We start from the raw sequence: 12,971 nt of genomic DNA, 5'->3' as shown, positions 1-12,971 counted from the left end.
GCACAGTACCTTCTCCCGGCCCTCGTCCGCTTGATACGAATGTCCCCGCGATCCCGTGCAACACCGGGCGCCCCACCTCCCCCTCCCCGCGCCGCATCCGGCGTGGTGGGACCCCCGCCCGTCCTTGTCGCCTGGAACGCCCATGTCGTCGCGCCCGCGTGCCCTGGGGCCACTCGTCGCCCTGTTCACCGCCGGTTACCTCGCCCCGTACCTCCTGCCGACCGTCGTCGGCCGCCTCTCCGCGGGACTGGGTCTCACCCCGGCCCGGGCGGGCCTGGTGGGTTCGGTGCTCCTGCTGGCCTCCGCCTCGGCGGGATTCACGCTCGCCTCCCGCGTGGAGCGGATCGGGCCGCGCCGGGCGGCCCGGGGCGGCCTGCTGGCCATGTGCGTCGGCTACGGCACGGCGGCCCTCGCCGGCACGGCTCCGCTGGTGGTGGGCGGGGCCGTCGCCGGCGGCTTCGGCTCGGGCACGGCGACGGCGGTGGCCGCGGCCGGCTTCGCCGCCCAGCGCGATCCGCACCGCGCCTCGACCCTCGGCCTCCTCTCGGTCTCGGCGACCGCGGGAGCCCTCTACCTGACCCTGCCGCACCTGGGCGGCGGCCACGCGCTGCCGTTCGCGGCGATCGCCCTGACCGCGGCCCTGGTGTGGCCGTTGACGGCCCTCCTGCCGGGCGCGACGGGCCGGGCGGCCGCGGGTCCCGTCGGAGCCCCCTCCGCCGCCCCGTCGTCACCGCTCCCGCACCGGCGCTCCGGGGCGGTCCTCGCCGCCGCGATCCTCTTCTGGTCCCTGGCGCAGAACGCGCTGTGGGGCGTGAGCGGGCGGATCGGACTGACCCAGGCCGGGCTCGGCGAGGTCACCGTCGGCGCCGTCTTCGCCGTCGCCCTGGGGGCCGGCCTGGCCGGCGTCACCGCGGCGGGCGCGCTGGGCTCCCGGCTCGGCCGGGCCGTGCCGATCGGCGCCGGAACGGCGCTCATCGCCTGCTGCGTGCTGGTCAGCTCCGCCGCCGACGGCCTGACGTCCTTCGCGACCGGCGAGATCCTCTGGAACGTCTTCTACCCGGTCGTCCTGTCCTACCTGCTGGGCCTGGCGGCCTCGCTGGACCCGCGGGGACGCTGGGCGGTCCTGGTCGGCTCGGCCTCCTCGCTCGGTGTGGCCTGCGGCCCGGTGACCGGCAGCGTCCTGTCCGAGCGGGCCGGATACCCGGGCATGGGACTGGTGCTGTGCGTGCTGCTCCTGCTGGTCGCCGTCCCGATGACGGCGGTCGCCCTGCACACCTCGGGCCGCCCGCTGGTCCCGGGCTCGGTGCGGCGGCGCGGCGGCGCACCGGCCGCGGTGGTCGCCGGTACGACGAGCGCGGCGGCCACGGCCTTGGTCCCGCAGATGGGAGCGCCGGAGCAGGAGGTCGCCGCGATCCCGGTCCCGGCGGGCCGCCGCCGGCCCGCCCAGCGCTCGTTCCGGCTCGCCCGCCCGAGCGACCGGGGCTGACCCCCGGTCCCCCGGCGGGCGCGGATCACCCTGCGTCGAACTCGTACGCCTCGACCTCGGCGAGGTAGCGCGCCCGGCGCTCCTCGTCGTCGTCCAGGAAGGACGCCTCGAAGGAGTTGCGGGCCAGCGTCCGCAGGCTGTCGCGGTCCAGGCCGAGCGCCCCGCGGACCGCGTCGAAGGTGTCGCCCACGTACCCGCCGAAGTACGCCGGGTCGTCGGAGTTCACGGTCACCATCAGCCCGGCGTCCATCATCGCGGCGAGCGGGTGGTCCTCCAGGACGTCGATCGCGCGCAGCCGTACGTTCGACAGCGGGCAGAGCGTCAGCGGCACCCGCTCGCGGACGAGCCGCTCCACGAGCTCCGGGTCCTCCATCGACCGCAGGCCGTGGTCGACGCGCTCCACGCCCAGGACGTCCAGCGCCTCGCGGATGTAGGCCGGCGGGCCCTCCTCGCCGGCGTGGGCGACCTTGCGCAGGCCGAGTGCCTCGGCGGCCGCGTACACCTCGCGGAACTTCGACGGCGGGTGGCCGACCTCCGCCGAGTCCAGGCCGACGCCCGTGATCCGGTGCAGGTACGGCTTCGCCGCCTCCAGCGTCTCCATCGCCGACTCGGCGGACTCGTCCCGCAGGAAGCACATGATCAGCCGGGTGGACACGCCGTGCCGCTCCTCGGCTCCGTCCAGCGCCCTGGAGAGGCCCTCGATCACGGTGCCGATCGGCACGCCGCGCGCCGTGTGCGCCTGCGGGTCGAAGAAGATCTCCGCGTGCCGCACGCCCTGGGCGGCGGCCCGCGCCAGGTAGGCGTCGGCGAGTTCGGCGAAGTCGTCGGCCGTGTGCAGCACGGCCATCAGCTCGTAGTACAGGTCGAGGAAGGACTGCAGGTCGCTGAAGAGGTACGCCTTGCGCAGCTCCTCGGTGTCGGCGTAGGGCAGCGTCACGCCGTTGCGGGCGGCGAGCGCGAAGGCCAGCTCCGGTTCGAGGGTGCCCTCGATGTGGAGGTGGAGTTCGGCCTTGGGGAGGGGGAGGTGCATGGGTGTTTCGTCTATCTCTTGGGGAGGGGGACCCTCATCAGGTCCTGGGCGATGCTCAGCTCTCCCTCGAACCCGGCCGCGCGGGCCTGGCGTTCGAAGTCGGCCGGATCGTTGTAGCGCTGCGAGAAGTGGGTGAGGACGAGGTGCCGTACGCCCGCCTCGCGCGCGACCCGGGCCGCCTGGCCGGCCGTCAGGTGCCCGTGGTCGGTGGCGAGCCGGACGTCCTCGTCGAGGAAGGTCGACTCGATGACGAGCATGTCGGCGCCCTCGGCGAGGGTGTGCACGCCGTCGCAGAGCCGGGTGTCCATGACGAAGGCGAAGCGCTGGCCGCGACGGACCTCGCTGACCTCGTCGAGGGTGACGCCGTCGAGGACGCCCTCGCGCTGGAGCCGTCCGACGTCCGGTCCCTTGATGCCGTGCTCGGCGAGGAGGGCCGGCAGCAGGCGGCGCCCGTCGGGCTCGGTGAGGCGGTAGCCGTAGGACTCGACGGGGTGGGAGAGCTTGTACGCGTCGAGGGTGTACCCCTCCGTGACGGCGAGCGGGCCGTCGGCCAGGACGGGCACCTCGGTCAGTGGCACGGTCTCGCGGTAGGCGGTGGCGTGGCGCAGCCGGTCGAAGTACCGCTGCCCGCTCGCCGGAAAGTGCGCGGCGACCGGGTGCGGGACCTGGTCCAGGTTGATCCGCTGGATCACTCCCGCCAGGCCCAGCGAATGGTCGCCGTGGAAGTGCGTGACACAGATCCGGTCGATGTCGTGGGCGGCGACCCCGGCCCGCAGCATCTGCCGCTGGGTGCCCTCGCCCGGGTCGAAGAGAACGCCCTGCCCGTCCCAGCGCAGCAGGTAGCCGTTGTGGTTGCGGTGCCGGGTCGGGACCTGGCTGGCGGTCCCGAGCACGACGAGTTCACGTACGGACACGGCGGGGCTTTCTCTCCGGGGCGGGGGCGGGCCCGGACGGTGCCCGGGCCCGAGGGGGTGTCGTGTCGATCAGGCCGGGGCCGGCGGGATCGACGAGGCGCTCCCTATCCGGGGGGCCAGTTGAGGCCGCGGCCGCCGAGGACGTGCGCGTGGGCGTGGAACACCGTCTGGCCGGCTCCGGAGCCGGTGTTGAAGACGATCCGGAAGCCGCTGCCGTCGACCTTCTCCTGGGCGGCGATCTCCCCGGCCTCGCGCAGCATGTCGGCGGCGATGGCCGGCGCGGCGGCGGCGAGGGACGCGGCGTCCGGGTAGTGGACGCGCGGAATGACGAGCACGTGCGTGGGCGCCTGCGGGTTGATGTCGCGGAAGGCGAGGGTGGTCTCCGTCTCGCGGACGATCGTCGCCGGCACCTCCCCGTCGGCGATCTTGCAGAACAGGCAGTCGCTCTGCGGCTCTCCGGCCATGGCCCGGGCTCCTCACCCTGTCGATGATCGATACAGCTGCATCGTATCGGCCGCGCGGGGAGCGGGGCCCGGGGCTCGTGGACGGGTCCCGGCTCCGTTCCGGCAGCTCCTACGGCTTGGGGGCGCGGCGCTGGAGGGCGGAGCGGCTCACCCAGTAGGTGATCACCGTGCCCCAGAACAGCGGATAGGCCAGCGCCGCGAAGACCTCCACCCGCCACAGCGCGAGCGTCAGCACCGCCTGCAGGCCGAGCAGTCCCACCGCGACGGCCATCGCGAGGACCGGACCGCAGCCGCGTGCCACCAGGAGCAGGGGGCGGCGGAGCCGGGACGGGACGCGCCGGGTCATCAGCAGCGCCCAGCCGCCCCAGCCGCCGACGAGGACCGCCACACCGATCAGGAAGGGCACGACGGCGTCGGCGCCGGAGCCCCCGCCGCGCAGCTGGGCCGATCCGAAGGTGGCCGCCACGCAGCCGAGCAGGGCCACCCAGCGGGCGCCGGCGGCGGTGCTCCAGGCCATCGTCTCCAGGTTGTAGCGGGCCTGCCGGTCGTTGATGTCGAGAGCCGCGGACTCGACGAAGCCCTCGGCGGCCTTGGTCCACGCGCCGCGCCGGAACCAGCGGCGGCGCAGATGGAGCAGGGAGAGGTTGTTGTGGGCCTCGCTGCTCTCCGGGTCGAGCCGCAGCGCCGTCTCGTACGCCTGCTGGGCGACCCGGTGGTCGCCGTTGCGCTGGGCGGTGAGCCCGACCAGGAAGTGCGCGTCGCTCTCGTCGGGGGCGAGGGCCACGGCGGTTCGGGCCGCCTCGTAGGCGGCGCGCCTGCGTTCGGGGCGGCTGGACCGGTCGAGGACGGTGCCCAGCGCGTAGTGGCCGCCCCAGTACTGCGGGGCGAGTTCCACCGCGTGCCGGGCGGCGGCCTCGGCCTCCTCGTACCGGCGGAGCGCGAGCAGGACGTGGGTGCGCATCAACCAGGCCGGCAGCGAGCCGGGTTCGGCGGTCAGCGCCCGCTCGACGGAGGCGAGCGCCTCCTGCTCCCGGCCGAGGCGGTGCTGGCAGCGGGCGAGCAGTACGAGGCCGGTGGCGTCCTCCGGATCGCTCGCCAGGTGCTGGGCGGCGAGCGTGGCGGCCTGTTCGTACCGGCCGACGTCGAAGAGCGCGTCGGCGCGCTCCAGTACCTGGCTCATCAGACCTTGTCCCTGTCGTGCGTGATGCTGAGCAGATTCGGTACGAGACCCAGCCAGAACAGGACCTGGGGGATCGTGCGCTCGCTCCACGGCACCGTCACGAGCAGCAGCGCGCACAGGGTGGCGAGGACGGCCTGGCCGAGGACGACCCGGGGCCAGAACGCGCGGCGGACCAGGGCGGCCGCCGTGAGGCGCGCTCCGGTGCGCATCCGGCGGTAGCGGCGCCAGGCACCGAAGCCCCACACCGCCGCCATCAGGCACAGCGCCCAGAGCCGGGTGCCGAGGTGGACCGGCAGGTCCTTCGCCTCGCCGTCGGTGGGGAAGACGTCGACGGTGAGGGCGGCCATGACCAGGCAGAGCAGGGCGAGCCAGCGGGTGCCGCGCAGCATCCGGTAGACGGCCTTGTCGAGGTTCTCCCGCAGGGCGCCGGACTCGGGGGCCGCGGCGAGACCGCCCGCGTACACGTCGGCGGCCTTCGCGGCGGAGGTCCCGGGGCGCGCCGCCTCGCGCTCCGTGCTCACCGTGACGGCGAGGGTGTGCGTGGGGTCGATCCGCAGCAGCTGCCGGAGGGCCTCCTCGGCCCGCCCGGTCCGGCCGTGGAAGGCGGCGACCTTGTACATCGTCTCCCAGGGCTGCGCCTCCTCCGGCCCGATCCGTACCGCCTCCTCGGCGTGCTCGAACGCCTCCTCGGGGCGGTCCGGCGCGCGTTCGAGCAGCAGCTCGGCGAGCTGGCGGCGGGGTCCCCAGGCGTGCGGGTCGATGCGTATCGCCTGGCGCTGCGCCGCCTCGGCCTCCTCCAGCCGGCCCATGCGGCGCAGCACCCAGCCGCGGACGAAGTGGGCGTCGAGGTACTGCGGTTCGAGCCGCAGGGATTCCCGCGCGGCGGCGAGGGCCTCCGACGGCCGCTCCAGGCTCATGAGGCACTGGCCGAGCACCGCCCACGCCTCGTGGTCGTCCGGGTCCTCCGCGAGGCGGCGGCCGAGCAGCTCGTGGCCCTCCTGCGGGCGCCACATCTCGTAGAGCAGGCGGGCCTGGAGAACCTGCGGATGCGTGGTCACAGCTTCCGCTTCTTCTTGAGGTAGGCGACCAGGTCGTCGTACATCCCGCCGTCGTTGGCGAACATCGCGACGTTCCGGGCGGAGGCGAACCAGGACTCGCTGGACGGCTTGATCTGCTTCGCCGCGCCCAGCAGGTCCTTCATGTCGATCATCCGTACGCGGCCGGTGCGGGCGGAGTCGAGGAGCGCGGACTCCGCGGCGGTCTCGCAGAGGTGGGCGAGGTCGGCTCCGGAGAAGTCCTCGGTGACCTTGACGAGCTTGCCCAGGTCGACGGACTCGATGGGACGGTCGCGCAGGTGGTAGCGGAGGATCGCGTCCCGGGCCGCGGCGTCGGGCGGCAGGACGAGCAGGGTGCGGTCCAGACGGCCGGGCCGGCGCAGGGCGAGGTCCACGTCCCAGGGCACGTTGGTGGCGGCGAGCACGAAGACGCCGTCGTTGTCGGCGCTGTCGATGCCGTCGAGCTCGGTGAGCAGCTGGTTGACGACGTTGCGCAGGCCGCTGTGGTGGGTGCGGGAGCGCTTGGCACCGAGCGCGTCCAGCTCGTCGAGGAAGACGACGCAGGGGGCCTGGCGACGGGCGGTCTCGAAGATGTCGTGGACGTTCTTCTCGGACGTGCCGATGTACATGTCGAGGATGTCGGAGAGCGAGATCGACATGAAGCTCGCCCCGAGCTCGCCGGCGACGGCGCGGGCGATGAAGGTCTTGCCGCAGCCGGGCGGACCGTACAGGAGCAGGCCGCCGCGCAGCGACTTGCCGTAGAGCCTGCGCAGTTCGGGGTTGCGCATGGGGGCGAGGAAGGCGGCCTCCAGGCGGTCCTTGACGTCCTGCATGCCGCCGACGTCGGCCAGCCGTACGGCGCCGGGGCCGTCGACGTCCCAGGCGGACGTGTCCCCGGCGTCGCCGCTGCCGTCGGCGGTCAGCGGCTGCTCCAGGCCGTCCCCGTCACCGGTGACGAAGCGGGGTCCGACGAGGTCCCCGATCTCCTGCTCGGCGGCCGCCCAGTCGAACGCGGCCGTTTCGGCGGGGGTTTCGGGGGTCTCGGTCCGGGGCGCGGCCGGCGGCTCGGTGGCCCTCGGCGCGGACGGCGGGGCCGGCGGGGCCGCGGGCAGCCCCATCGCGCGGACCATCAGGGCGCGGGCCGCCTCGTCGCCGGGGGCGTGCTGGAGCGCGACGGCCGCCTCCGTGACGGCCTCGTCGCCGCGCCCCTCCGCGAGGAGCAGTTCGGCGAAGTGCAGCCGCAGGGGGACGTCTTCCGGCGCGGCGGCGACGGCGGCGCGCAGACTACGGATGAGGGGGGACTCGTCGGACATGCGGCCAGCCTAGGGAGCGACCCGGCTTGGCCGTCCACCGGGTTCGGGCAATCCGCGGGCCGGGAAATTCCGGGGAGGACCGCCGGGGCGGGACCTAGAGTGCCCGGATGAGACGCGAACGGGTGCCGCGCAGGCTGGTGGTGGGCGAGACGGTGTGGCTGTGGTCGGTGGCGCACGCCCACACCGCGGTACGGGACGCCGAGGGCCGCCGGGTCCATCCGGACTGCCGGGAGCTGCTGACGCTGCGGCGCGCGGACGACCGGCACGCCCAGCTGCGGCTGGTGTTCAGGTCGGGCGACGGGCGCTTCGCGTCGGACGGGACGGGGGCCGACGGCGGTGTCGGGACCAGGGACCGCGACCTCAACCTCCACGAGCCGGGCGCCGTCCGCCGGTTGCTCGACGAGGCCGCGGCGCGCGACCTGCTGCCGGACGCCCACGGGGTGACCGAGGTCGACGGCTGGCCGCTCTTCGACGCGGTGGCGCCGGATCCGTCCTCACCCTGACCGGGCGCCGTCGACCACGCCCGCGCGACGGCCCTCAGCTCCAGCGGCCCGTGCGGCCCAGCAGCAGGGCCGTGGCGGCGGTTCCGGCGGTGGAGGTGCGCAGGACGCTGTGCCCCAGGCGGTACGGCTTCGCCCCGGCCTCCTCGAAGGCGGCGAGCTCCTCCGGGGAGACGCCTCCCTCGGGGCCGACGACGAGCACGATCTCGCCCTCGGCGGGAAGCGGGGCGTCGGCCAGCGCGCCGCTCGGGTGGTCGCGGTCCTCGTGCAGGACGGCGGCGAAGTCGGCGCGCGCCAGGAGTGCCGCCGCCTGCTTGGTGCTCATCGCGTCGGCGACCTCGGGGAAGCGGGTGCGGCGGGACTGCTTGCCCGCCTCCCGGGCGGTGGCCCGCCACTTGGCGAGCGCCTTGAGGCCCCGGTCGCCCTTCCACTGGGTGATGCAGCGCGACGCCGCCCACGGCACGATCGCGTCGACACCCGTCTCGGTCATGATCTCGACGGCGAGTTCGCCCCGGTCGCCCTTGGGCAGTGCCTGGATCACGGTGATGCGGGGCGTGGGCTCGGGATCCACCTGCGCCTCCCGGACCTCCACGGTCAGCTGGTCCCGGCCCTCGGCGGCCGTCACCACGCACGCGGCCCAGCCGCCCCGCCCGTCCGTGAGGACGAGCTCCTCCCCCGCCCGCAGCCGCTTCACGGCGACGGCGTGGCGGCCCTCGGGGCCGTCCAGGAGGAAGGTGCCGGCGCCGGGGACGGCGTCGACGACGAAGACGGGTGCGGTCATGAGGCGCTCCTGTGGGCCAGCGCGGAGTAGGCGGTGTCGAGTTCGGCGGCCAGCACCTCGACGAGCTGGCCGGCCGGGAGTTCACGGGCGAGCCGGTGCCCCTGGCCGGCCCACAGGGCCATGCCCTGGGCGTCGCCGGCGGTGGCGGCGGCCTTGCGCAGCGGCGCGGTGAGGTGGTGCACCTCGGGGTAGGCGGCGGGGGCGTACGGCCCGTGCTCGCGCACGAAGCGGTTCACGAGCCCGCGCGCCGGGCGTCCGGAGAAGGCCCGGGTCAGCTCGGTGCGGCAGAAGAGGGGGTTGGTCAGCGCCTGCTTGTGCAGCGGGTGCGCGGCCGATTCGGGACAGACGAGGAACGCGGTGCCGAGCTGCGCCGCGTCCGCCCCGGCGGCGAGCACGGCGGCGATCTGCGCCCCGCGCATCAGCCCGCCGCTCGCGATGATCGGCAGCTGGACGGTCTCGCGGACCTGCGTGACGAGGGCCAGCAGGCCGGTCCCGGCGGACAGGTCGACGTCCGGGTCGTCGCGGTGGGTGCCCTGGTGCCCGCCGGCCTCGGCGCCCTGGACGCAGACCGCGTCGGCGCCGGCCCGCTGCGCGGTCCTGGCCTCCTCCGCCGAGGTGACGGTGACGATCGTGAACGTACCGGCGCGGCCGAAGGCGTCGAGCGTGTCCCGGGCGGGGCAGCCGAAGGTGAAGGAGACGACCGGGACCGGGTCGTCGAGCAGGATGGCCAGCTTGGCGTCGAAGGCGTCGTCGCGGCCGGTGTCCGCGTCACCGAGCTCGGTGTCGTACCAGGTGGCCTCGCCGGCCAGCTGGTGCCGGTACATCTCGACCGCGGCGGGATCGGCGGCCTGCCCGCCCTGCGGCATGAAGAGGTTGACCCCGAAGGGCTGCGCGGTCAGCCCGCGGACCTGCTTGATCTCCTGGTACATGCCGCCGGCCGTCTTGTACCCGCCGGCCAGGAACCCCAGGCCGCCGGCCTCGCAGACCGCTCCGACCAGCTGCGGACAGGACGCGCCACCCGCCATGGGGGCCTGCACGATCGGGTAACGGCATAGATCGCTCAGTGCGGTGGACATGCAGGCATCGTGCCATGGCCGCAGGCCACGGCCGAAAACGCCGGGGCGGCACGCGCCGGCTGCGCGTGCCGCCCCGGCGGACGGTGTCGGGACCCGGCTCACGAGGAGCCGGGCCGATCGTTCTCAGCGGCCGTTGAACGCGTCCTTGAGCCGCGAGAACAGGCCCTGCTGGCCCGGCTGGAACTGGCCCGTGGGCCGCTCCTCGCCACGCAGCTTCGCCAGCTCGCGCAGCAGCCGCTCCTGCTCCGGGTCGAGCTTCGACGGGGTCATGACCTCGACGTGCACGATCAGGTCGCCGCGGCCGCCGCCCCGCAGGTGCGTGATGCCTCGCCCGTGCAGCGGGATCGACTGGCCGGACTGGGTGCCCGGACGGATGTCGACCTCCTCCATGCCGTCGAGCGTCTGCAGCGGCACCTTCGTGCCGAGCGCGCCCGCCGTCATCGGGATCGTGACCGTGCAGTGCAGGTCGTCGCCGCGCCGCTGGAAGACCTCGTGCGGGACCTCGTGGATCTCGACGTACAGGTCACCGGCGGGACCGCCGCCGGGGCCGACCTCGCCCTCGCCGGCGAGCTGGATCCGGGTGCCGTTGTCGACACCGGCCGGGATCTTGACCGTGAGGGTGCGGCGCGAGCGGACGCGTCCGTCGCCGGCGCACTCCGGGCACGGCGTGGGGACGACCGTGCCGAAGCCCTGGCACTGCGGGCAGGGGCGGGAGGTCATGACCTGGCCCAGGAAGGACCGGGTGACCTGGGAGACCTCGCCGCGACCGCGACACATGTCACAGGTCTGCGCGGAGGTGCCGGGCGCGGCGCCCTCGCCGGAACAGGTCGTGCACACGACCGCGGTGTCGACCTGGATGTCCTTGGTCGTGCCGAAGGCGGCCTCGTTGAGGTCGATCTCCAGCCGGATCATGGCGTCCTGGCCGCGGCGGGTGCGCGAGCGCGGTCCGCGCTGCGACGCCGTGCCGAAGAAGGCGTCCATGATGTCCGAGAAGTTCCCGAAGCCACCCGCGCCGAAGCCGCCCGCGCCACCGCCGCCGGCCTGCGAGAGCGGGTCGCCGCCGAGGTCGTAGACCTGCTTCTTCTGCGGGTCCGACAGCACCTCGTAAGCGGCGTTGATCTCCTTGAAGCGCTCCTGCGTCTTCGGATCGGGATTGACATCCGGGTGCAGCTCGCGGGCGAGCCGCCGGAATGCCTTCTTGATCTCGTCCTGGGACGCGTCGCGGCGCACGCCGAGTACGGCGTAGTAGTCCGTGGCCACTTACGACTCCGCCAGGATCTGTCCGACGTAACGTGCCACTGCGCGTACCGCTCCCATCGTTCCGGGGTAGTCCATGCGGGTCGGTCCGACCACGCCGAGTTTGGCGACTGCCTCGTCGCCCGAACCGTAGCCGACCGCGACGACGGACGTGGACGTGAGGCCCTCGTGGGCGATCTCGTGCCCGATCCGTACGGTCATGCCCGAGTCCTTGGCCTCGCCGAGCAGCTTGAGGAGCACGACCTGCTCCTCCAGCGCCTCCAGCACCGGCCTGATCGTGAGGGGGAAGTCGTGCCCGAAGCGGGTGAGATTGGCGGTGCCGCCGATCATCAGCCGTTCCTCGTGCTCTTCCACCAGGGTTTCCAGCAGGGTCGCGAGCACCGCCGTGACCGTGCCGCGGTCCTCCGTCTCCTCGAAGGACTCCGGAAGATCCTGCACCAACTGCGGCACATCCGCGAAGCGGCGGCCGACGACCCGGCTGTTGAGCCGGGCCCGCAGGTCGGCCAGCGAGCTCTCGCCGAACGGCGCCGGGCAGTCGATCATCCGCTGCTCGACCCGTCCGGTGTCCGTGATCAGGACGAGCATCAGCCGGGCGGGGGCCAGCGAGAGCAGCTCCACGTGCCGGACCGTCGAACGGGTCAGCGAGGGGTACTGCACCACGGCGACCTGCCGGGTCAGCTGCGCGAGCAGCCGGACGGTGCGCCCGACGACGTCGTCGAGGTCGACGGCGCCGTCCAGGAAGTTGTGGATGGCCCGCCGCTCCGGCGTCGACAGCGGCTTGACGCCGGCGAGCCGGTCGACGAAGAGCCGGTAGCCCTTGTCCGTGGGGATGCGCCCGGCGCTGGTGTGGGGCTGGGCGATGAAGCCCTCCTCCTCCAGGACCGCCATGTCGTTGCGCACGGTGGCCGGCGAGACGCCGAGCTTGTGACGCTCCGTGAGGGCCTTGGAACCGACCGGCTCCTCCGTCCCGACGTAGTCCTGGACGATCGCGCGCAGCACCTCGAGCCTGCGTTCGCTGAGCATGGCGCACACCTCCAGCTGTCGTCGTTCCGGTTGCTCCGTGTTTGGCACTCGCCCTGTCCGAGTGCCAGGAATCCCCCGGCCAGTGTACGGCGGCGGGCGTCGCTCCTGGCAAGGAGGCCGCGTCCCTGCCGCGTCGTAGCGGATAGCGTCGCCGCATGAATGTCGCTTGGGAAGAGTCCGGCTGGGAACGACTCGGTGACGGCGTGGGCCGCCGGCGGCTGCCGGGCTGGGACGCCACGGTGGGCCTGGTGCTCGGCGAGGCGGCCGTTCTGCTGTACGACACGGGCTCCACGCTCCGCGAGGGGGCCGAGCTGCGGGCCCAGGTGGAGGCCCTGACGGGGGGCCGGAGAGTGACGCACATCGCACTGAGCCACCCGCATTTCGACCACGTGCTGGGCACCGCGGTGTTCGCCGGGGCGGAGGTGTACGGCGCGGTGGGTCTCGACGAGCTGCTGCGGCGGGAGGCGGACGCACTGCGGACGGACGCGGTGCGCCAGGGGGTGGACGAACATGCGGCGGAGGAGGCCGTCGACGTCCTGGTGACCCCGCGCCACACGGTGTCCGGCGAGTGGACCCTCGACCTGGGCGGGCGGCAGGTGCTCCTGGCCAACGTCGGACCCGGCCACTCGGGCCACGACCTGGCGCTGCTCGTCCCGGATCCGGACGGCGGCCCCGAGGTCGTCTTCTGCGGCGACCTGGTGGAGGAGTCGGGTGAGCCGCAGGCCGGGAGTGACGCGATCCCCGCGCGCTGGCCGGCGGCGCTCGACCGGCTGCTGGCGCTGGGCGGCGAGGAGGCGGTGTACGTGCCGGGGCACGGGGCCGTCGTCGACGCCGCGTTCGTGCGGACGCAGCGCGATGAGCTGGCACGGCGCTTCGGAGTGTCATAACGTCG

At 74.0% G+C, this 12,971-nt stretch carries 13 protein-coding genes; 3 read left to right on the top strand and 10 right to left on the bottom strand.

Annotation, left to right across the window (positions count from 1 at the left end; translation table 11 throughout):
• The first annotated feature begins 142 nt into the window (after positions 1 to 142).
• Positions 143 to 1,486 carry an MFS transporter gene (locus ACE1OA_RS23220; protein WP_432753305.1) on the top strand — a complete coding sequence of 448 codons (1,344 nt, stop codon included), beginning with the start codon at positions 143 to 145 and terminating at the stop codon, positions 1,484 to 1,486.
• Between the two features lie 25 nt (positions 1,487 to 1,511).
• Here ACE1OA_RS23220 and ACE1OA_RS23215 read toward each other — a convergent pair whose 3' ends face one another.
• From ACE1OA_RS23215 to ACE1OA_RS23190, 6 genes are all read right to left on the bottom strand, one after another.
• A complete protein-coding gene (locus ACE1OA_RS23215) occupies positions 1,512 to 2,516 on the bottom strand; it encodes an adenosine deaminase (protein ID WP_356598661.1) in 1,005 nt (334 codons plus the stop codon).
• A gap of 11 nt (positions 2,517 to 2,527) precedes the next feature.
• Complete coding sequence (locus tag ACE1OA_RS23210) at positions 2,528 to 3,430, bottom strand: ribonuclease Z (RefSeq protein ID WP_356598663.1); 903 nt, start codon at positions 3,428 to 3,430, stop codon at positions 2,528 to 2,530.
• Positions 3,431 to 3,534: 104 nt separating this feature from the next.
• Complete coding sequence (locus ACE1OA_RS23205) at positions 3,535 to 3,894, bottom strand: histidine triad nucleotide-binding protein (protein WP_432753304.1); 360 nt, start codon at positions 3,892 to 3,894, stop codon at positions 3,535 to 3,537.
• Between the two features lie 109 nt (positions 3,895 to 4,003).
• The gene (locus tag ACE1OA_RS23200; protein WP_432753303.1) at positions 4,004 to 5,164 is read right to left on the bottom strand and encodes a tetratricopeptide repeat protein; all 1,161 of its coding nucleotides are present in this window, start codon (positions 5,162 to 5,164) and stop codon (positions 4,004 to 4,006) included.
• The gene (locus ACE1OA_RS23195; protein ID WP_384867308.1) at positions 5,074 to 6,132 is read right to left on the bottom strand and encodes a tetratricopeptide repeat protein; all 1,059 of its coding nucleotides are present in this window, start codon (positions 6,130 to 6,132) and stop codon (positions 5,074 to 5,076) included. Before ACE1OA_RS23195 ends, ACE1OA_RS23200 begins: the two co-directional genes overlap by 91 nt.
• Positions 6,129 to 7,442 (bottom strand): AAA family ATPase, encoded by a 1,314-nt coding sequence (locus ACE1OA_RS23190; RefSeq protein ID WP_356773851.1) that lies wholly within the window; start codon positions 7,440 to 7,442, stop codon positions 6,129 to 6,131. Before ACE1OA_RS23190 ends, ACE1OA_RS23195 begins: the two co-directional genes overlap by 4 nt.
• A 107-nt stretch (positions 7,443 to 7,549) precedes the next feature.
• On the opposite strand from ACE1OA_RS23190, the gene ACE1OA_RS23185 reads away from it, so the two are divergent.
• Positions 7,550 to 7,945, top strand: a complete 396-nt coding sequence (locus ACE1OA_RS23185; protein ID WP_356773849.1) for a hypothetical protein — start codon at positions 7,550 to 7,552, stop codon at positions 7,943 to 7,945.
• A 34-nt stretch (positions 7,946 to 7,979) separates the two neighbouring features.
• Here the strand turns inward: ACE1OA_RS23185 and ACE1OA_RS23180 are convergent, their stop codons facing one another.
• From ACE1OA_RS23180 to hrcA, 4 genes are all read right to left on the bottom strand, one after another.
• Positions 7,980 to 8,723 (bottom strand): 16S rRNA (uracil(1498)-N(3))-methyltransferase, encoded by a 744-nt coding sequence (locus ACE1OA_RS23180; protein WP_356598675.1) that lies wholly within the window; start codon positions 8,721 to 8,723, stop codon positions 7,980 to 7,982.
• Complete coding sequence (locus ACE1OA_RS23175; protein ID WP_356773847.1) at positions 8,720 to 9,799, bottom strand: nitronate monooxygenase; 1,080 nt, start codon at positions 9,797 to 9,799, stop codon at positions 8,720 to 8,722. The genes ACE1OA_RS23180 and ACE1OA_RS23175 overlap by 4 nt, the downstream gene beginning before the upstream one ends.
• Positions 9,800 to 9,922: 123 nt before the next feature.
• The gene (gene dnaJ / locus ACE1OA_RS23170) at positions 9,923 to 11,059 is read right to left on the bottom strand and encodes a molecular chaperone DnaJ (RefSeq protein ID WP_147977962.1); all 1,137 of its coding nucleotides are present in this window, start codon (positions 11,057 to 11,059) and stop codon (positions 9,923 to 9,925) included.
• Positions 11,060 to 12,079 (bottom strand): heat-inducible transcriptional repressor HrcA, encoded by a 1,020-nt coding sequence (hrcA, locus tag ACE1OA_RS23165; protein ID WP_356598679.1) that lies wholly within the window; start codon positions 12,077 to 12,079, stop codon positions 11,060 to 11,062.
• Positions 12,080 to 12,234: 155 nt separating this feature from the next.
• Here hrcA and ACE1OA_RS23160 point away from each other — a divergent pair, with 155 nt between their 5' ends.
• Entirely contained in the window at positions 12,235 to 12,966 is a 732-nt protein-coding gene (locus tag ACE1OA_RS23160) for an MBL fold metallo-hydrolase (RefSeq protein WP_356598681.1), read from the top strand.
• The last annotated feature ends 5 nt before the right edge of the window (positions 12,967 to 12,971 follow it).

The sequence above is a fragment of the Streptomyces sp. JL2001 genome, from assembly GCF_050917515.1.
Classification (GTDB): Bacteria; Actinomycetota; Actinomycetes; order Streptomycetales; family Streptomycetaceae; genus Streptomyces.
This window is presented reverse-complemented; position numbering and strand designations above follow the sequence as displayed.

Coding starts and splice junctions, on each gene's coding strand:
- ACE1OA_RS23220 (WP_432753305.1), top strand. CDS start 143: ATGTCGTCGCGCCCGCGTGCCCTGGGGCCACTCGTCGCCCTGTTCACC.
- ACE1OA_RS23215 (WP_356598661.1), bottom strand. CDS start 2,516: ATGCACCTCCCCCTCCCCAAGGCCGAACTCCACCTCCACATCGAGGGC.
- ACE1OA_RS23205 (WP_432753304.1), bottom strand. CDS start 3,894: ATGGCCGGAGAGCCGCAGAGCGACTGCCTGTTCTGCAAGATCGCCGAC.
- ACE1OA_RS23190 (WP_356773851.1), bottom strand. CDS start 7,442: ATGTCCGACGAGTCCCCCCTCATCCGTAGTCTGCGCGCCGCCGTCGCC.
- ACE1OA_RS23185 (WP_356773849.1), top strand. CDS start 7,550: ATGAGACGCGAACGGGTGCCGCGCAGGCTGGTGGTGGGCGAGACGGTG.
- ACE1OA_RS23180 (WP_356598675.1), bottom strand. CDS start 8,723: ATGACCGCACCCGTCTTCGTCGTCGACGCCGTCCCCGGCGCCGGCACC.
- ACE1OA_RS23175 (WP_356773847.1), bottom strand. CDS start 9,799: ATGTCCACCGCACTGAGCGATCTATGCCGTTACCCGATCGTGCAGGCC.
- hrcA (WP_356598679.1), bottom strand. CDS start 12,079: ATGCTCAGCGAACGCAGGCTCGAGGTGCTGCGCGCGATCGTCCAGGAC.
- ACE1OA_RS23160 (WP_356598681.1), top strand. CDS start 12,235: ATGAATGTCGCTTGGGAAGAGTCCGGCTGGGAACGACTCGGTGACGGC.